This window comes from Oceanobacillus sp. FSL H7-0719, assembly GCF_045040795.1.
GTDB lineage: Bacteria > Bacillota > Bacilli > Bacillales > Amphibacillaceae > Oceanobacillus.
The window spans coordinates 2871354-2889585 of sequence record NZ_CP150301.1 but is presented as its reverse complement, the minus strand read 5'-3'; the positions used below and the strand labels follow the sequence as shown (position 1 = coordinate 2889585).

9 protein-coding genes, 9 tRNA genes and 4 rRNA genes are annotated in these 18232 nt (G+C 43.9%); all 22 read right to left on the bottom strand.

The window, feature by feature from the left end:
- Nucleotides 1-210: 210 nt before the first annotated feature.
- The 22 genes from NST93_RS14710 to ftsH all read right to left on the bottom strand — a co-directional run bounded on the left by NST93_RS14710 (nucleotide 211) and on the right by ftsH (nucleotide 18122).
- Nucleotides 211-1776 (bottom strand): 16S ribosomal RNA (locus tag NST93_RS14710).
- Between the two features lie 258 nt (nucleotides 1777-2034).
- A tRNA-Ala gene (locus NST93_RS14705) sits at nucleotides 2035-2110 on the bottom strand.
- An 8-nt stretch (nucleotides 2111-2118) separates the two neighbouring features.
- A tRNA-Pro gene (locus tag NST93_RS14700) sits at nucleotides 2119-2195 on the bottom strand.
- A gap of 8 nt (nucleotides 2196-2203) precedes the next feature.
- Nucleotides 2204-2280: transfer RNA gene (locus NST93_RS14695), tRNA-Arg, on the bottom strand.
- A 5-nt stretch (nucleotides 2281-2285) separates the two neighbouring features.
- A tRNA-Leu gene (locus NST93_RS14690) sits at nucleotides 2286-2374 on the bottom strand.
- A 6-nt stretch (nucleotides 2375-2380) separates the two neighbouring features.
- Nucleotides 2381-2455: transfer RNA gene (locus tag NST93_RS14685), tRNA-Gly, on the bottom strand.
- Between the two features lie 14 nt (nucleotides 2456-2469).
- A tRNA-Leu gene (locus NST93_RS14680) sits at nucleotides 2470-2551 on the bottom strand.
- A 9-nt stretch (nucleotides 2552-2560) separates the two neighbouring features.
- Nucleotides 2561-2636, bottom strand: a tRNA-Lys gene (locus tag NST93_RS14675).
- A 22-nt stretch (nucleotides 2637-2658) separates the two neighbouring features.
- Nucleotides 2659-2734: transfer RNA gene (locus tag NST93_RS14670), tRNA-Thr, on the bottom strand.
- Nucleotides 2735-2768: 34 nt separating this feature from the next.
- A tRNA-Val gene (locus NST93_RS14665) sits at nucleotides 2769-2844 on the bottom strand.
- A 24-nt stretch (nucleotides 2845-2868) separates the two neighbouring features.
- Nucleotides 2869-2984 (bottom strand): 5S ribosomal RNA (gene rrf, locus NST93_RS14660).
- A 116-nt stretch (nucleotides 2985-3100) separates the two neighbouring features.
- Nucleotides 3101-6021 (bottom strand): 23S ribosomal RNA (locus NST93_RS14655).
- A gap of 469 nt (nucleotides 6022-6490) precedes the next feature.
- Nucleotides 6491-8056: ribosomal RNA gene (locus NST93_RS14650) — 16S ribosomal RNA — on the bottom strand.
- The 16S, 23S and 5S rRNA genes sit together here with 9 tRNA genes alongside, the layout of an rRNA operon.
- A gap of 479 nt (nucleotides 8057-8535) precedes the next feature.
- Nucleotides 8536-10050 carry a lysine--tRNA ligase gene (gene lysS / locus NST93_RS14645; protein ID WP_405098293.1) on the bottom strand — a complete coding sequence of 505 codons (1515 nt, stop codon included), beginning with the start codon at nucleotides 10048-10050 and terminating at the stop codon, nucleotides 8536-8538.
- Between the two features lie 152 nt (nucleotides 10051-10202).
- Nucleotides 10203-10709: a 2-amino-4-hydroxy-6-hydroxymethyldihydropteridine diphosphokinase gene (folK, locus tag NST93_RS14640; protein ID WP_405098291.1), complete on the bottom strand. Its 507-nt coding sequence runs from the start codon at nucleotides 10707-10709 to the stop codon at nucleotides 10203-10205.
- Nucleotides 10702-11070 (bottom strand): dihydroneopterin aldolase, encoded by a 369-nt coding sequence (gene folB, locus NST93_RS14635; RefSeq protein ID WP_405098289.1) that lies wholly within the window; start codon nucleotides 11068-11070, stop codon nucleotides 10702-10704. The genes folK and folB overlap by 8 nt, the downstream gene beginning before the upstream one ends.
- Nucleotides 11063-11890, bottom strand: coding sequence for a dihydropteroate synthase (folP, locus tag NST93_RS14630; protein ID WP_405098287.1), 828 nt, complete (start codon nucleotides 11888-11890; stop codon nucleotides 11063-11065). The genes folB and folP overlap by 8 nt, the downstream gene beginning before the upstream one ends.
- Nucleotides 11891-12061: 171 nt before the next feature.
- Nucleotides 12062-12991 (bottom strand): cysteine synthase A, encoded by a 930-nt coding sequence (gene cysK, locus NST93_RS14625; RefSeq protein ID WP_405098285.1) that lies wholly within the window; start codon nucleotides 12989-12991, stop codon nucleotides 12062-12064.
- A gap of 144 nt (nucleotides 12992-13135) precedes the next feature.
- Nucleotides 13136-14044, bottom strand: coding sequence for a peptidyl-prolyl cis-trans isomerase (locus NST93_RS14620; RefSeq protein ID WP_405098283.1), 909 nt, complete (start codon nucleotides 14042-14044; stop codon nucleotides 13136-13138).
- A gap of 19 nt (nucleotides 14045-14063) precedes the next feature.
- On the bottom strand, nucleotides 14064-14933 hold the full coding sequence (hslO, locus tag NST93_RS14615; RefSeq protein ID WP_405098281.1) for an Hsp33 family molecular chaperone HslO: 870 nt from the start codon (nucleotides 14931-14933) through the stop codon (nucleotides 14064-14066).
- A gap of 14 nt (nucleotides 14934-14947) precedes the next feature.
- Complete coding sequence (locus NST93_RS14610; RefSeq protein ID WP_405098279.1) at nucleotides 14948-15721, bottom strand: type III pantothenate kinase; 774 nt, start codon at nucleotides 15719-15721, stop codon at nucleotides 14948-14950.
- A gap of 358 nt (nucleotides 15722-16079) precedes the next feature.
- Nucleotides 16080-18122, bottom strand: a complete 2043-nt coding sequence (ftsH, locus tag NST93_RS14605) for an ATP-dependent zinc metalloprotease FtsH (RefSeq protein WP_405098277.1) — start codon at nucleotides 18120-18122, stop codon at nucleotides 16080-16082.
- Nucleotides 18123-18232: the final 110 nt, after the last annotated feature.

Below are 18232 nucleotides of genomic sequence, written 5' to 3'. Positions count from 1 at the left end.
ACATTCCAAACGCTAAAGTTCAAGCGTTTTCCAGTCCCTTGCTTATGCGTCCGTTTTCGAACAGTCGCCTCAGCCTTTTAATTTGATGTCGTTGTTACTCTTATTTAGTTTTCAAGGTACAAATCGAGAGATTTGCTCTCTCAAAACTGAACCAAACAACACAGTATGTTTCATCTAACAAAGTTAGATGTTCCGTTATATTATCCTTAGAAAGGAGGTGATCCAGCCGCACCTTCCGATACGGCTACCTTGTTACGACTTCACCCCAATCATTGGTCCCACCTTCGGCGGCTGGCTCCATAAAGGTTACCTCACCGACTTCGGGTGTTACCGACTCTCGTGGTGTGACGGGCGGTGTGTACAAGACCCGGGAACGTATTCACCGTGGCATGCTGATCCACGATTACTAGCGATTCCGGCTTCATGCAGGCGAGTTGCAGCCTGCAATCCGAACTGAGAATGGTTTTATGGGATTTGCTTGACCTCGCGGTTTTGCTCCCCTTTGTTCCATCCATTGTAGCACGTGTGTAGCCCAGGTCATAAGGGGCATGATGATTTGACGTCATCCCCACCTTCCTCCGGTTTGTCACCGGCAGTCACCTTAGAGTGCCCAACTAAATGCTGGCAACTAAGATCAAGGGTTGCGCTCGTTGCGGGACTTAACCCAACATCTCACGACACGAGCTGACGACAACCATGCACCACCTGTCACCACTGTCCCCGAAGGGAAAGCTATGTCTCCATAGCGGCCAGTGGGATGTCAAGACCTGGTAAGGTTCTTCGCGTTGCTTCGAATTAAACCACATGCTCCACCGCTTGTGCGGGTCCCCGTCAATTCTTTTGAGTTTCAGCCTTGCGGCCGTACTCCCCAGGCGGAGTGCTTAATGCGTTAACTTCAGCACTAAGGGGCGGAAACCCCCTAACACCTAGCACTCATCGTTTACGGCGTGGACTACCAGGGTATCTAATCCTGTTTGCTCCCCACGCTTTCGCTCCTCAGCGTCAGTTACAGACCAGAGAGTCGCCTTCGCCACTGGTGTTCCTCCACATCTCTACGCATTTCACCGCTACACGTGGAATTCCACTCTCCTCTTCTGTACTCAAGTCCTCCAGTTTCCAATGACCGCTTACGGTTGAGCCGTAAGATTTCACATCAGACTTAAAAGACCGCCTGCGAGCGCTTTACGCCCAATAATTCCGGACAACGCTTGCCACCTACGTATTACCGCGGCTGCTGGCACGTAGTTAGCCGTGGCTTTCTGGTTAGGTACCGTCAAGGTACGAGCAGTTACTCTCGTACTTGTTCTTCCCTAACAACAGAGTTTTACGATCCGAAAACCTTCATCACTCACGCGGCGTTGCTCCGTCAGACTTTCGTCCATTGCGGAAGATTCCCTACTGCTGCCTCCCGTAGGAGTCTGGGCCGTGTCTCAGTCCCAGTGTGGCCGATCACCCTCTCAGGTCGGCTACGCATCGTCGCCTTGGTAGGCCATTACCCCACCAACTAGCTAATGCGCCGCGGGCCCATCTGTAAGTGACAGCAAAACCGTCTTTCATTCTTTTACCAGGAGGTAAAAGACATTATCCGGTATTAGCTCACGTTTCCGCAAGTTATCCCGATCTTACAGGCAGGTTGCCCACGTGTTACTCACCCGTCCGCCGCTCGATCCACAATTCGTCACTCCGAAGAGTTCTGAAAAGTTTCACGCGCTCGACTTGCATGTATTAGGCACGCCGCCAGCGTTCGTCCTGAGCCAAGATCAAACTCTCCATTAAAGTGTTTGAATAGAAATAACACCGTTACTTCTATAAAATATCTTAGCTGTTTATACTCGTAAGATTTCATCTTCCGAGTTGTTATAATAGAAAACGGGGTTTTCCATTATAACTTTCGCTTCTTCGCATAAATGCGATTCCGCTTGACATACTGGTTGTTTTGTTCAGTTTTCAAAGAGCAAATTGTTTGTCGCGCTCAAAAAGGCGACTAGATTAGAGTAACACATGTAATTTCATATGTCAACTACTTTTTAAAAATGGTGGAGCCTAGCGGGATCGAACCGCTGACCTCCTGCGTGCAAGGCAGGCGCTCTCCCAGCTGAGCTAAGGCCCCTTAAAAAGTGGTCGGGAAGACAGGATTTGAACCTGCGGCCCCTTGGTCCCAAACCAAGTGCTCTACCAAGCTGAGCTACTTCCCGAAAAAATATGGCGCGCCCGAGAGGAGTCGAACCCCTAACCTCTTGATCCGTAGTCAAGCGCTCTATCCAATTGAGCTACGGGCGCTTATATGGTGCCGAGGACCGGAATCGAACCGGTACGGTAGTAACCTACCGCAGGATTTTAAGTCCTGTGCGTCTGCCAGTTCCGCCACCCCGGCAAGGGTTGGAGCGGAAGACGGGATTCGAACCCGCGACCCCCACCTTGGCAAGGTGGTGTTCTACCACTGAACTACTTCCGCTCGAAAAGATATAATGCGGGTGAAGGGACTTGAACCCCCACGTCCGAAGACACTAGATCCTAAGTCTAGCGCGTCTGCCAATTCCGCCACACCCGCTTATTAAAATGGTGAGCCATACAGGATTCGAACCTGTGACCCTCTGATTAAAAGTCAGATGCTCTACCGACTGAGCTAATGGCTCCTTTTAATAAGGCAATAATAAATGGTGCCGGCCAGAGGACTTGAACCCCCAACCTACTGATTACAAGTCAGTTGCTCTACCAGTTGAGCTAGGCCGGCAATACAGTATTCAATTAGATTATTTCATTAAAAGTGGTGGAGGATGCAGGGCTCGAACCTGCGACCCCCTGCTTGTAAGGCAGGTGCTCTCCCAGCTGAGCTAATCCTCCTCTATGACTTTCAATTAAATATCTGCCTGGCGGCGTCCTACTCTCGCAGAGACAAAGTCTCAACTACCATCGGCGCTGGAAAGCTTAACTGCTGTGTTCGGTATGGGAACAGGTGTGACCTTTCCGCCATCACTACCAGACATTCAAAAATGAAGGACAAGTTATATTATATGCATTCTTTACAGAAAATGCAAGTATTTTTTTAACTTTATACCTTAAAAACTAAATAAGAGTAAACAACATACATCGAAAGAATTTAGTTAAGTCCTCGATCGATTAGTATTCGTCAGCTTCACATGTCACCATGCTTCTACCCCGAACCTATCAACCTCATCGTCTCTGAGGGATCTTACTCACTCGAAGTGATGGGAAGTCTCATCTTGAGGGGGGCTTCATGCTTAGATGCTTTCAGCACTTATCCTTTCCACACGTAGCTACCCAGCTATGCTCCTGGCGGAACAACTGGTACACCAGCGGTGTGTCCATCCCGGTCCTCTCGTACTAAGGACAGCTCCTCTCAAACTTCCAACGCCCACGACGGATAGGGACCGAACTGTCTCACGACGTTCTGAACCCAGCTCGCGTACCGCTTTAATGGGCGAACAGCCCAACCCTTGGGACCGACTACAGCCCCAGGATGCGATGAGCCGACATCGAGGTGCCAAACCTCCCCGTCGATGTGAACTCTTGGGGGAGATAAGCCTGTTATCCCCGGGGTAGCTTTTATCCGTTGAGCGATGGCCCTTCCATGCGGAACCACCGGATCACTAAGCCCGACTTTCGTCCCTGCTCGACTTGTAAGTCTCGCAGTCAAGCTCCCTTCTGCCTTTACACTCTACGAATGATTTCCAACCATTCTGAGGGAACCTTTGGGCGCCTCCGTTACCTTTTAGGAGGCGACCGCCCCAGTCAAACTGCCCGCCTGACACTGTCTCCGAACCGGATCACGGTCCTGGGTTAGAATGTTCATACAGCTAGGGTGGTATCCCACGGGTGCCTCCACGAAAGCTAGCGCTCTCGCTTCTAAGGCTCCCACCTATCCTGTACAAGCTGCACAAACAGTCAATATCAGGCTACAGTAAAGCTCCACGGGGTCTTTCCGTCCTGTCGCGGGTAATGTGCATCTTCACACATCGTATAATTTCACCGGGTCTCTCGTTGAGACAGTGCCCAAGTCGTTGCACCTTTCGTGCGGGTCGGAACTTACCCGACAAGGAATTTCGCTACCTTAGGACCGTTATAGTTACGGCCGCCGTTTACTGGGGCTTCGGTTCTAAGCTTCGGGTAAAACCCTAACTCTTTCCCTTAACCTTCCAGCACCGGGCAGGTGTCAGCCCCTATACTTCGCCTTTCGGCTTCGCAGAGACCTGTGTTTTTGCTAAACAGTCGCTTGGGCCTATTCACTGCGGCTCCTCCTTAAAGGAGCACCCCTTCTCCCGAAGTTACGGGGTCATTTTGCCGAGTTCCTTAACGAGAGTTCTCCCGCTCACCTTAGGATTCTCTCCTCGCCTACCTGTGTCGGTTTGCGGTACGGGCACCTATGATCTAACTAGAGGCTTTTCTTGGCAGTGTGAAATCAGGAACTTCGGTACTAAATTTCCCTCCCCATCACAGCTTGAAATTGCCAGACGGATTTGCCTATCTGACTTTCTCACTGCTTGGGCGCACACTTCCATCCGTGCGCATTCCTTATCCTTCTGCGTCCCCCCATTGCTCAAACAATCATGAGGTGGTACAGGAATATCAACCTGTTATCCATCGCCTACGCCTTTCGGCCTCGGCTTAGGTCCCGACTAACCCTGAGTGGACGAGCCTTCCTCAGGAAACCTTAGGCATTCGGTGAAAGAGATTCTCACTCTTTTTTCGCTACTCATACCGGCATTCTCACTTCTAAGCGCTCCACCAGTCCTCACGGTCTGACTTCACAGCACTTAGAACGCTCTCCTACCATTGTTCGCAAGAACAATCCGCAGCTTCGGTGATACGTTTAGCCCCGGTACATTTTCGGCGCAGAGTCACTCGACCAGTGAGCTATTACGCACTCTTTAAATGGTGGCTGCTTCTAAGCCAACATCCTGGTTGTCTGGGCAACTCCACATCCTTTTCCACTTAACGTATACTTTGGGACCTTAGCTGGCGGTCTGGGCTGTTTCCCTCTCGACTATGAACCTTATCACCCATAGTCTGACTCCCAAAAATAAGTATCTGGCATTCGGAGTTTGACTGAATTCGGTAACCCGGTGAGGGCCCCTAGTTCAATCAGTGCTCTACCTCCAGTACTCTTTTTTTGAGGCTAGCCCTAAAGCTATTTCGGAGAGAACCAGCTATCTCCGTGTTCGATTGGCATTTCACCCCTACCCACACCTCATCCCCGCATTTTTCAACATACGTGGGTTCGGGCCTCCAGTCAGTGTTACCTGACCTTCACCCTGGACATGGGTAGATCACACGGTTTCGGGTCTACGACCACATACTATAAACGCCCTATTCAGACTCGCTTTCGCTGCGGCTCCGTGTCTTCCACTTAACCTTGCATGTAATCGTAACTCGCCGGTCCATTCTACAAAAGGTACGCCGTCACCCATTAACGGGCTTCGACTACTTGTAGGCACACGGTTTCAGGTTCTATTTCACTCCCCTCCCGGGGTGCTTTTCACCTTTCCCTCACGGTACTGGTTCACTATCGGTCACTAGGTAGTATTTAGCCTTGGGAGATGGTCCTCCCGGATTCCGACGGAATTTCTCGTGTTCCGCCGTACTCAGGATACACTCCGGAGGAAACTCTTTTTCGATTACAGGGCTGTTACCTTCTGCGGCTGACCTTTCCAGGTCGATTCGTCTAAAGAATTTCTTTGTAACTCCGTATGGAGTGTCCTACAACCCCAGTAAGCAAGCTTACTGGTTTGGGCTCTTTCCGTTTCGCTCGCCGCTACTTGGGAAATCGAATTTTCTTTCTCTTCCTCTAGGTACTGAGATGTTTCAGTTCCCTAGGTCTGCCTCGTATACCCTATGAATTCAGATATACGTACTGTTCCATTACGAACAGTGGGTTTCCCCATTCGGAAATCCTCGGATATAGCGTTTACTTACAACTCCCCGAGGCATATCGGTGTTAGTCCCGTCCTTCTTCGGCTCCTAGTACCAAGGCATCCACCGTGCGCCCTTATTCACTTAACTAAGTTACAGTAAATAAAGCTTTAATTTTGCCTTTTAGGTTTATCAAATAAACCTGGTCTTACATTTATTAATCTAGCTTCGGCTCCTGAAAACTACCGTCATAAGCAATTGACATTCCAAACGCTAAAGTTCAAGCGTTTTCCAGTCCCTTGCTTATGCGTCCGTTTTCGAACAGTCGCCTCAGCCTTTTAATTTGATGTCGTTGTTACTCTTATTTAGTTTTCAAGGTACAAATCGAGAGATTTGCTCTCTCAAAACTGAACCAAACAACACAGTATGTTTCATCTAACAAAGTTAGATGTTCCGTTATATTCTAGCTCCGGCGACCAGAAACTATCAAACTTCACACTTTTCCAATCGATAAGTCAACATCAGCTCCTTACAGTCGCTGTGTTTCCTTTATCTCATTACAAAGTGCTCCAGTTTGTACGTTTCTTAACGGTCGCCTGCGCTTTCTATTATTCCTTAGAAAGGAGGTGATCCAGCCGCACCTTCCGATACGGCTACCTTGTTACGACTTCACCCCAATCATTGGTCCCACCTTCGGCGGCTGGCTCCATAAAGGTTACCTCACCGACTTCGGGTGTTACCGACTCTCGTGGTGTGACGGGCGGTGTGTACAAGACCCGGGAACGTATTCACCGTGGCATGCTGATCCACGATTACTAGCGATTCCGGCTTCATGCAGGCGAGTTGCAGCCTGCAATCCGAACTGAGAATGGTTTTATGGGATTTGCTTGACCTCGCGGTTTTGCTCCCCTTTGTTCCATCCATTGTAGCACGTGTGTAGCCCAGGTCATAAGGGGCATGATGATTTGACGTCATCCCCACCTTCCTCCGGTTTGTCACCGGCAGTCACCTTAGAGTGCCCAACTAAATGCTGGCAACTAAGATCAAGGGTTGCGCTCGTTGCGGGACTTAACCCAACATCTCACGACACGAGCTGACGACAACCATGCACCACCTGTCACCACTGTCCCCGAAGGGAAAGCTATGTCTCCATAGCGGCCAGTGGGATGTCAAGACCTGGTAAGGTTCTTCGCGTTGCTTCGAATTAAACCACATGCTCCACCGCTTGTGCGGGTCCCCGTCAATTCTTTTGAGTTTCAGCCTTGCGGCCGTACTCCCCAGGCGGAGTGCTTAATGCGTTAACTTCAGCACTAAGGGGCGGAAACCCCCTAACACCTAGCACTCATCGTTTACGGCGTGGACTACCAGGGTATCTAATCCTGTTTGCTCCCCACGCTTTCGCTCCTCAGCGTCAGTTACAGACCAGAGAGTCGCCTTCGCCACTGGTGTTCCTCCACATCTCTACGCATTTCACCGCTACACGTGGAATTCCACTCTCCTCTTCTGTACTCAAGTCCTCCAGTTTCCAATGACCGCTTACGGTTGAGCCGTAAGATTTCACATCAGACTTAAAAGACCGCCTGCGAGCGCTTTACGCCCAATAATTCCGGACAACGCTTGCCACCTACGTATTACCGCGGCTGCTGGCACGTAGTTAGCCGTGGCTTTCTGGTTAGGTACCGTCAAGGTACGAGCAGTTACTCTCGTACTTGTTCTTCCCTAACAACAGAGTTTTACGATCCGAAAACCTTCATCACTCACGCGGCGTTGCTCCGTCAGACTTTCGTCCATTGCGGAAGATTCCCTACTGCTGCCTCCCGTAGGAGTCTGGGCCGTGTCTCAGTCCCAGTGTGGCCGATCACCCTCTCAGGTCGGCTACGCATCGTCGCCTTGGTAGGCCATTACCCCACCAACTAGCTAATGCGCCGCGGGCCCATCTGTAAGTGACAGCAAAACCGTCTTTCATTCTTTTACCAGGAGGTAAAAGACATTATCCGGTATTAGCTCACGTTTCCGCAAGTTATCCCGATCTTACAGGCAGGTTGCCCACGTGTTACTCACCCGTCCGCCGCTCGATCCACAATTCGTCACTCCGAAGAGATCTGAAAAGTTTCACGCGCTCGACTTGCATGTATTAGGCACGCCGCCAGCGTTCGTCCTGAGCCAAGATCAAACTCTCCATTAAAGTGTTTGAATAGAAAAACATAAGTTACTTCTATAAAATATCTTAGCTGTTTATACTCGTAAGATTTCATCTTCCGAGTTGTTATAATAGAAAACGGGGTTTTCCATTATAACTTTCGCTTCATCGCATAAATGCGATTCCGCTTGACATACTGGTTGTTTTGTTCAGTTTTCAAAGAGCAAATTGTTTGTCGCTGACTCGTTAATGCGACTTTACTAATATATCACGCTGTTAATTTGTTGTCAACACTTTTTTTAAAAAATAAAAGACAACGAATTATTTCTTGCGTTTGTTTGCTGTGCTTGTTTAGCGCAACGAATATTAATTTATCATGTTTATGTTTTTTTCGCAAGTATAATTTTACATTATTTTAATGGAATTTATTCCCAAACCTTACAAACGTTGATTTAACAGTATCTATTAAAAAAAAGAAAATCTCCCAGTTTTAAATATCCTTGTTAACTGGGAGATTTTCTATCTTACTTATTACGCATTTGCGGGAATAGCAATACATCACGAATAGATGGAGCATTCGTCAATAACATAACTAAACGATCAATACCTATTCCTAATCCGCCAGTTGGAGGAAGACCATAATCTAATGCTTCAAGGAAGTCTTCATCCATTAAGTGTGCTTCATCATTACCTGCATCTCGTTCTGCAACCTGTGATTCAAAACGTTTGCGCTGTTCAATCGGGTCATTTAATTCACTAAAGGCGTTTGCATGCTCGCGGCCAACAATGAATAACTCAAACCGATCTGTAAAGCGCCCATCTTCTTTATTTGTTTTCGCTAATGGCGATACTTCTACAGGGTGACCATAAATAAACGTAGGCTGAATTAAAGTATCCTCTACCTTTTGTTCAAAGAATTCATTAAGCACATGGCCAAAAGTCATCGAGTCTGTAATCTCCACCCCATGTTCTTTTGCCAAAGCACGTGCTTCCTCATCATTCAGCTGCTGCCAGAAATCTACTCCCGTTGCTTCCTTAACTGCGTCTGCCATATGGAGTCTCTTCCACTCCGGTTTAAGATCTATCTCGTAATCACCATAAGTAATAGAAGTTGTACCAAGGACTTCTTCTGCAATATAAGCAATAAGGTTTTCTGTAAGTGCCATAATATCCTTATAATCTGCATATGCTTCATAAAGTTCAATCATCGTAAATTCTGGGTTGTGGCGTGTAGAAACTCCTTCATTGCGGAATACTCGTCCAATCTCATAAACCTTTTCCATTCCGCCTACAACTAAACGTTTCAAATGCAGCTCAATTGCAATTCGCATATAGAGTTCGATATCCAATGCATTATGGTGCGTTATAAACGGACGTGCCGCAGCTCCACCTGGAATACTATGCATTGTCGGTGTTTCTACCTCTAGAAAACCTTGTTTATTTAGATACTCACGCATTGTTTGAATAATTTTGCTGCGTTTAATAAACGTTTCTCTGCTGTCCAAGTTTGTAATCAGATCTAAATAACGTTGGCGATAGCGCTGTTCAACATCTTTTAATCCATGATACTTTTCAGGTAACGGACGAAGGGACTTTGTCATTAGCTGTGCTTCACTTGCTTTAACCGATAACTCTCCCATATTTGTACGGAAAACTGTACCTGTTACCCCGATGATGTCTCCTAAGTCAAGAGATTTGAAAATCTCGTATTCATCGTCGCCAATTGCATCCTTACGTACATAAATCTGAATTTGACCACTCATATCTTGAATATGTGTAAAGCCAGCTTTTCCTTTTACGCGCTTTGTCATAATACGGCCAGCAATTGTTACTTGCATATTTTCTTCTTCTAATTCTTCTTTTGTTGACTCAGCATATTTCTCAACAATTTCATTTGCAAGATGTGTTCTTTCAAACTTCCCTCCAAAGGGGTCAAGGCCTTTTGCATAAAGATCCTGTAATTTATCGCGACGCACTTGCATTTGTTCTGTCATTTCCTCTGACACTATAATCACTCCTATCAATAATATATGTAGCATAATGAAATATACAGCTTATCTATAAAACCAAGTTTTTTCTCCTATATCTTACAATAACACAGAAAAACCTACCGGCAAACACTGGCAGACTCCCCGTTTATAACATACACGGTTTCTTATTTAAAACAGAAATCCTTTTTGAAAATAAATAACTAAGCTGTATGATTGTTTGTCCATTTAATAACCGTTTCAATTGCCTCAGCGGGAAGTTCCGTTAAACAATCTTTCACCGTCCTATCCACGTTGGGCATAACCTCATCTGCTGCAATTTCTGCGAGCGGCACAAGTACGAATGCTCTTTCATTCATACGTGGATGTGGAATCATCAATCGATCTTCTTTAATATTTTCTTGATTATATAACAAAATGTCAAGGTCTATTGTTCGTGGACCAAAACGGATCTCACGTTTCCTTCCCAGCTTATTCTCAATCTCTTGACACAAATCAAGTAAAGCGAGGGGATCAAGCAATGTTTGAACTTTAATTACCATATTCAAAAACTCTGCTTGGTCTAAATACCCAACAGGAGCTGTCTCATAAATAGAAGACCGTTTTTCTATTACAATGGCTTCATTTGCCTCTAATAAATTTAATGCTTCGCTTAAATGCACATCTCTTGGTTCAATATTTGTACCTAGTGCAAGATATACTTTATTCATTATCTTTCTCCCTATAAATTTCTACAGCAACCGATTCATAATTTCCCGGGATTGGCGGATTAGGTTTTATAACACGAACGCGGCAGGCAATAAGTAAATCGAAGCGCAGGAAAAGGTTTTTAGCAATTTCCTCTGCAACAGCCTCAATTAGGTTCTTTGCTTCCCCTTCGACTATCTCCTGAACCAATCCAAATGCCTCTCCATAATGAATGGAATCATTCATGTCATCAGACTTTCCAGCTTTCTTCAAATCAGTAAAGAGCTCCAAATCAACTAGAAATCGTTGACCAAGTTTTCTTTCTTCCGGAAACAGCCCATGATATCCATAAAAATCAAGCTGATTCAATACGATTTTATCCATGATATTCTCCCTTTCCGAGCATAGCATCTGTCATCTTCGCAAGCTCGGCATTTAATTTAACATTATGAACACGGACGATATGTGCTCCCTTTGCAATACCCAGGCAAGTTGTTGCCCCTGTTCCCAAGTCTCTTTCTATCGGTGGAACATCCAGCACACTGCCAATCATTCGTTTTCTTGAGGTAGCTAATAGCATAGGAAACTTCATTACAGTCAGTTTATCTAAATGCCTCATAACTTCCAGGTCATCTTCACGCGATTTAGCAAACCCGATACCCGGGTCCAGAATAATATGTTTATCTGGGACACCCGCCTCTCGAGCGATCTTAATACTCTCTTCGAAGTCATTAACCATATCTTCTATCAGGTTTTCATATTCCTCATTTTCCCGGTTATGCATTAGAATAATTGGTACTTGATACTTTGCGGCGACTTTAACGATTTTCGGATCTTTCTTTGCTCCCCAGATATCATTAATAATATCCGCACCAGCTTCAATTGCCGCTTCTGCCGTCTTTGCCTTGAAGGTATCAATGGAAATCGGAATATTAATTTTCTCTTTAATTGCTTTTATTACTGGTACAATTCGAGAAATCTCTTCTTCAACAGATACAGGTACATGTCCTGGTCTTGTTGATTCTCCGCCAATATCTATAATATCTGCGCCATCTTCCACCATTTGCATTGCTTGTTTCACTGCTTTATCTACCGTAGTATAACTTCCACCATCGGAAAAGGAATCCGGCGTTACGTTTAAAATACCCATTATATGTGTACGTTCAGCTAAATTCAATTCTCTAGCAGCCGTTCTAACAATCATCTTCCTTGCACTCCCATAAACTCAAACTTTTCACCTCCCTATCGTAACATAACAAGGAAAAAAATTATAAAGAAGTATATTTACAAAGATGGACTATTAGTTAGGTAGATTCAAAAATAAAAAGGAGTTAGCAGTATCATTCTGCTAACTCCTTCTATTTATACTTAGAATCTATGCTTCATCATCAAATTTGTATAGTGCTGTTGAAAGATATCTCTCCCCATTATCCGGTAAGATTGCCAATACCTTTTTGCCTTTACCTAGTTCTTTCGCTACTTTTACTGCTGCAGCTATAGCGGCCCCGGAGGAGATTCCGCCGAGAATACCGTTTGTCGTTGCTACCTTGCGTGAGGTCTCAAATGCTTCTTCATTTTCAATTTGAACTACCCCATCATAAATTGCTGTATCGAGAACGGTTGGAATAAAGCCAGCACCAATACCTTGAATCTTATGCGGTGCAGGAGATTCGCCAGAAAGGACTGCCGAATCCTTTGGTTCAACAGCATAAAGCTTGATGTCAGAAAAGTTTTCTTTTAACACCTTACCAGCACCCGTGATTGTACCACCAGTACCGATCCCGGAAACAAAGGCATCAAGACCATCCTTCATCTGACTAACAATCTCTTTCCCAGTGGTTGCTGCATGGATTGCTGGATTTGCTTCGTTATCAAATTGCTGTGGCATAAAATAACCGTGTGCAGCTTTTAACTCTTCGGCTTTTCTAATCGCGCCCTTCATACCATCTGCACCTGGTGTAAGTACTAACTCTGCGCCATAAGCACGCAAAAGATTGCGCCGCTCTTGACTCATTGTATCTGGCATGACAAGCACTGCTTTATAACCTTTAGCAGCAGCTACCATTGCGAGACCAATTCCAGTATTTCCACTTGTTGGTTCAATAATTGTGTCCCCAGCTTTTAACTCGCCAGATTTCTCCGCAGCTTCTACCATTGCAATTGCGATTCTGTCCTTAACAGAGCTTCCTGGGTTCATGAACTCTAACTTTACATAAACATCCGCGCTATTCTCATCGGCAATATTGTTTAGTTTAACAATTGGCGTTTCCCCGATTAAACTCGTAATATCATTTGCGACTCTCATTCAATCACTCCCAATTCCAAGTATTTAGATATGATTTGTTAAATATAATGTATGCCTAATCTGCACTTTTGTCAAACATAATCCTTTAGATTCAGTGAAAGATTCTGCAAGGTCTAAAATGGGTCCGTCAATAACATACATTGCTTATTCAGAAAAAATCCAATCGATTTCAAGCTCTTCCCATAGCGGTTCAGCATTCAATGTCATTTTTTCCTTATGGAGTGCGAGTTCACTTTTTACATATGGTTTAATTTCTTCGTAATCAAATTCAATTGCAGGGACAGCTTGTTGTAAATAAATAATGGCAACCCCGTTATCTGCAACAAATGGTTCACTATACGTATGTTCTTCCATTCCATTAGCTACTTCTTCATAGCCATTCGGGAAAAATTGACTGTTTGTATTGATGAATCCCAAATATCCGCCATCTTTATTTGTTTCTTTGTCCAAAGAATATTCCTGAGCCAGGAGTTCGAATGAAGCACCTGCTTCCAATTCTTCATATACCTTTTCTGCAGTATCCTTATTTTCTACAAGGATATGGGATAGCTGCATCGCTGCAGACATATTATATTGATTCTTATACCCTTCATAGTAAGTTTGTATTTCGTCCTCTGGAACAGTTATATCTTCAGTCAGTAAGAATTCGAGCTGATAACGGTAAATAATCTCATCGCGCCATTTCTCTTCAGCAGCAGTATACTCTGCTTCCGTCATGGCTCCCTGCATCGCAAGTAAATAAGCAAGCTCTCTTTCAATAACCTTCTCGTTGATTTCGATATCCTTTTCTTCTGCCAGTTTTTCTACAACATGACGATCAACCATTGTTTTTAACTGCTTTTCACCATGTACTTCACGAAGTTCCTTCATCCAGTCAGTATAAATAATTTTTTCTCCTGCTATAGAAGCTACAGGCTCATTATTCGAAACAGCTTTTTCTTCCCCATCTTCTTCATTTAATACAACTTGATCCTTGGAATCCTTAAAGATTAAAGTTGCCACATTTGTAATCAGCAGCACAGCGATAATCCCCATTAATAATTTTTTGGACATAAAGCGTGTTCTCCCTTTTCTATTGTTTCAATTCCTCTAGTTCCTCAACAGTAAATTCATATCGTTCATTACAGAAATGACAGGTTGCTTCGGCTCCTTTGTCTTCATCAATCATACTTTGTATTTCATCATTTCCCAAACCAATAATCGCATTGCTAATTCTTTCCTTAGAACATTTACAGCGAAATTCGATTGGCATAGACTCATGAATCTTAAACTCTTCATCACCAAACAGTTTCTTCAACAGCTCCTCTGGTGTATAGCCCTCTTCAATCAATTTAGAAATGGCTGGAAAGGCTTGAATTTGTTCTTCCAACCTTTCTATAACCTCTTCTTCCGCACCAGGCATCACTTGAACGATAAAACCGCCTGCAGCAAGGATTGTATGATCAGGATTAACAAGCACACCAGCACCAACAGCTGACGGCACCTGTTCAGAGGTTGCAAAGTAGTACGTAAAGTCTTCACTAATTTCCCCAGAAACAATTGGCACTTCACCCGTGAAGTAATCCTTTAAGCCAAGGTCCTTTACTACGCTTAAACTGCCTGTTGTTCCAACAGCCCTCGCTACATCCAGCTTTCCTTTATCATTTAAATCAAAATCAACATGCGGATTTGTTACATAGCCGCGGACATGTCCTTTTGAATTTGCATCGGCAACAATTGCACCAATTGGTCCGCCGCCATCGACTTTTATTGTATTTGAATCTTCACCTTTAAGCATTGCACCCATCATTGCTGAAATCGTAATTGTTCTGCCTAAAGCAGCAGATGCAGTTGCCCAAGTATCCTGTCTTCTTCTCGCTTCTTCCACTGTATTTGTTGAAGTTACAGCATATGCACGTATCCTGCCATTAAAAGCAGTTGCTTTTATAAGATAATCCTTCATGTTTACACTCCTCATTATATGTCTTTTATCTTATGATAAATTATATTTAACCCTTTAAGCGTCAGGTGGCTATCCACCTCATTGATTGTCCGCGAATCCTTGGCAATTAAACCTGCCAAGCCGCCAGTCGCAATCACCTTCGGATTGAGTCCAACTTCCGCTTTGATTCTGTCAATTATACCATCTACCTGGGAAACAAAACCATAAAACGCACCCGACTGCATCGCTTCAACTGTCGAACTGCCAATTACTCTTTCTGGTGCTTTTAGTTCAATTTTTTGCAGCTTCGATGCTTTGCTATATAAGGCCTCCATTGATATATTAATCCCTGGAGCAATCAAACCGCCATGATACATGCTGTTTTCATCTACATAGCAAAAGGTTGTTGCTGTGCCGAAGTCAATGATTACTAATGGTGCTCCATATTCCTCAATCGCACTTACTGCATTTACAATTCTGTCCGCCCCAATTTCCTTTGGGTTTGGGTAGCTTATTTTTATATAATCTGTAATTTCCTGTTTTCCTACGACAAAAGGTTCTAAATTAAAATAATGACGGCTCATATTCTCTAAAGCAAACATAATTGGCGGGACTACAGATGAAATAACCACACCTTTTATATCCGAGAATGCAATGCCTTTATATTCAAAGAGGGAATGAATGAGCATACCAAATTCGTCCTCTGTTTTATAACGATCTGTTTTAATTCTCCACTCATACAATAATTGGTCTTCATCAAAAACCCCTAAAACTGTATTAGTATTTCCCACATCCAGAACAAATAACATTCGAATCAAACCTTCCTAGTTTTTCTCGTTATAAATATAACATAACTCAACATTCACACCAAGGCACAACAGCTCTTCCACCCGCTTAGCGATGTACAGACTAATGAATCACAACACAAGTTAAAGGAATTGCTGTGATTTATAAGCCGATATCCACTTTAACTACAAAAACATAAATGCGACTAATCCCTTTTCTTAGCCAACCGATGACCCTGCTTAATCATAGCTGGGATTATACAGCTTAAACGGGAAAATGATGTTAATATGCTGAAAGTGAACTTTACCACTGCATTCAATTTTTTAACTTAAGCCATAAGAAAAGCAGCCATATAACAGGCTGCTTTTCTATCGTTTTACCTTATTGTTTCTTATCATCTTTATCAGACGGCTCTGATGAATCATCGCCACCCATTATTGGATCCTCAATATACTTCTTTTTCTCTACTTCTTCTTTTATTTCTTCATAGGATTTACCGACATTTTCATCATCTTCCGTTTTTGCTTCTTCGTCTTGTGATTGGATATTAACCTTTAGGTCAGATTCTCCATCAACAGAGTCATCTACTAGAGGCTCTGGAAGAACACCTTCATGGAAGAGTGAATTAATTTGTCTTTCGTCCAGTGTTTCTATTTCAAGTAGAGTTTGAGCAATTAATTCCAGCTGTTCTTTGTGCTCAGTAAGAATTTTCTTCGCCCGTTCATAACAGTAATTAATGAAGTTCTGCATTTCTTTGTCAATTTCATATGCAATCTTCTCACTGTATGTTTGGTTATTCTGTAAATCACGGCCAAGGAATACATTGCCGCCATCCCCGCTTGAGAATTGAAGCGGTCCAATGGTATCACTCATACCGTATTCTGTGATCATCTTATGTGCAATGCTTGTAGCTCGCTGGAAGTCATTATGCGCTCCGGTACTTACTTCACCGAATATAATTTCCTCAGCTACGCGTCCACCTAACAGACCGGTAATCTTATCAAACAACTCTGGTTTAGTCATGAAATAGCGATCTTCTCTAGGAAGCATTACTGCATAACCACCAGCTTGACCACGAGGCACGATTGTAACCTTGTGTACAACGTCCGCATCGGATAGAACCATTCCAATAACTGTATGACCACTCTCATGATAGGCAACAATATTTCTTTCTTTCTCAGAAATAACACGGCTCTTCTTCGCAACACCAGCAATTACACGATCTGTGGCTTCATCCACATCATCCGCTGTAATATATTTACGTTCTGATCTTGCGGCAACGAGTGCTGCTTCATTAAGCAAGTTTTCCAGATCAGCTCCAGAAAATCCTGGTGTACGCTGAGCGATTACTTTTAGATCAACTGTTTTATCTAAAGGTTTGTTTTTTGAATGTACTTTAAGTACAGCTTCACGTCCTTTAACATCTGGACGGTCTACCATAATCTGTCTGTCAAAACGCCCTGGACGCAGTAAGGCCGGATCAAGAATATCTGCTCGGTTTGTTGCTGCAATAATAATTATTCCTTCGTTTGCACCAAATCCGTCCATCTCAACAAGTAATTGGTTCAATGTTTGTTCCCGTTCATCATGTCCGCCGCCAAGACCTGTTCCACGCTGACGTCCAACTGCATCAATTTCATCAATAAAGATAATACATGGTGCATTTTTCTTTGCGTTTTCAAATAAGTCTCTTACACGTGAAGCACCGACACCAACGAACATCTCCACAAAGTCTGAACCACTAATTGAGAAGAATGGTGTACCAGCTTCTCCTGCAACTGCACGGGCAAGTAATGTTTTACCTGTACCTGGCGGGCCTACTAGCAGGACACCTTTTGGAATTCGTGCTCCAACAGCAGAGAATTTACGCGGGTCTTTCAAGAAGTCAACCACTTCCACGAGTTCCTGCTTCTCTTCATCTGCTCCAGCTACATCTTTAAATCGCACCTTTTGCTTATCTTCAGTATACATTTTCGCCTTGCTCTTACCAAAGTTCATGACACGGCCACCACCGCCGCCTCCACCTTGTGCTTGGCTAAGAATAAATAGGAAGAAGAATGCAATCAATAAGAATGGCACGAGTGTTGTTAAGAAAGTAACCCACGCACTCGGTCGTTCAGCTTCCTCTACTGTTAATACACTTTGCTTTCTTGCAAGTGTCGTAATTTCAGCAATTACATCTGTATTATCAGGCACTTGTGCAACAAATGTTTTATCATCTGTAAGCTGACCAGTAAAACGGACAATTCCATTTGCTGGTTGAAGTGTCATCTCTTTAATCTCACCATTATTTAAAGCACTTATAAATTGCTCAACATCATATTGTTCATTTTCTTCTCCTGGTCCATTAAATAAGCCATATACTGCTATTATCACAAAGAATATCAGAACCCAGAAGAACACATTACGAAATATCCGACTCATTGCCAACCTCCTCCCATAATGGGAAAAACTATATTACATGGTATCATATGAAAAAGTTTTTATACAACTAATTTAACTTAGATTCTCCAATTAATTTTGACTTAATCCAT

Excerpts from the sequence above, each read along its gene's own strand:
- NST93_RS14610 (WP_405098279.1), bottom strand. The coding sequence starts at position 15,721 with ATGTTATTTGTTCTGGATGTGGGAAATACTAATACAGTTTTAGGGGTT.
- folP (WP_405098287.1), bottom strand. The coding sequence starts at position 11,890 with ATGATTGTTAGAACGGCTGCTAGAGAATTGAATTTAGCTGAACGTACA.
- folK (WP_405098291.1), bottom strand. The coding sequence starts at position 10,709 with ATGAATAAAGTATATCTTGCACTAGGTACAAATATTGAACCAAGAGAT.
- cysK (WP_405098285.1), bottom strand. The coding sequence starts at position 12,991 with ATGAGAGTCGCAAATGATATTACGAGTTTAATCGGGGAAACGCCAATT.
- ftsH (WP_405098277.1), bottom strand. The coding sequence starts at position 18,122 with ATGAGTCGGATATTTCGTAATGTGTTCTTCTGGGTTCTGATATTCTTT.
- folB (WP_405098289.1), bottom strand. The coding sequence starts at position 11,070 with ATGGATAAAATCGTATTGAATCAGCTTGATTTTTATGGATATCATGGG.
- NST93_RS14620 (WP_405098283.1), bottom strand. The coding sequence starts at position 14,044 with ATGTCCAAAAAATTATTAATGGGGATTATCGCTGTGCTGCTGATTACA.
- hslO (WP_405098281.1), bottom strand. The coding sequence starts at position 14,933 with ATGAAGGATTATCTTATAAAAGCAACTGCTTTTAATGGCAGGATACGT.
- lysS (WP_405098293.1), bottom strand. The coding sequence starts at position 10,050 with ATGCTACATATATTATTGATAGGAGTGATTATAGTGTCAGAGGAAATG.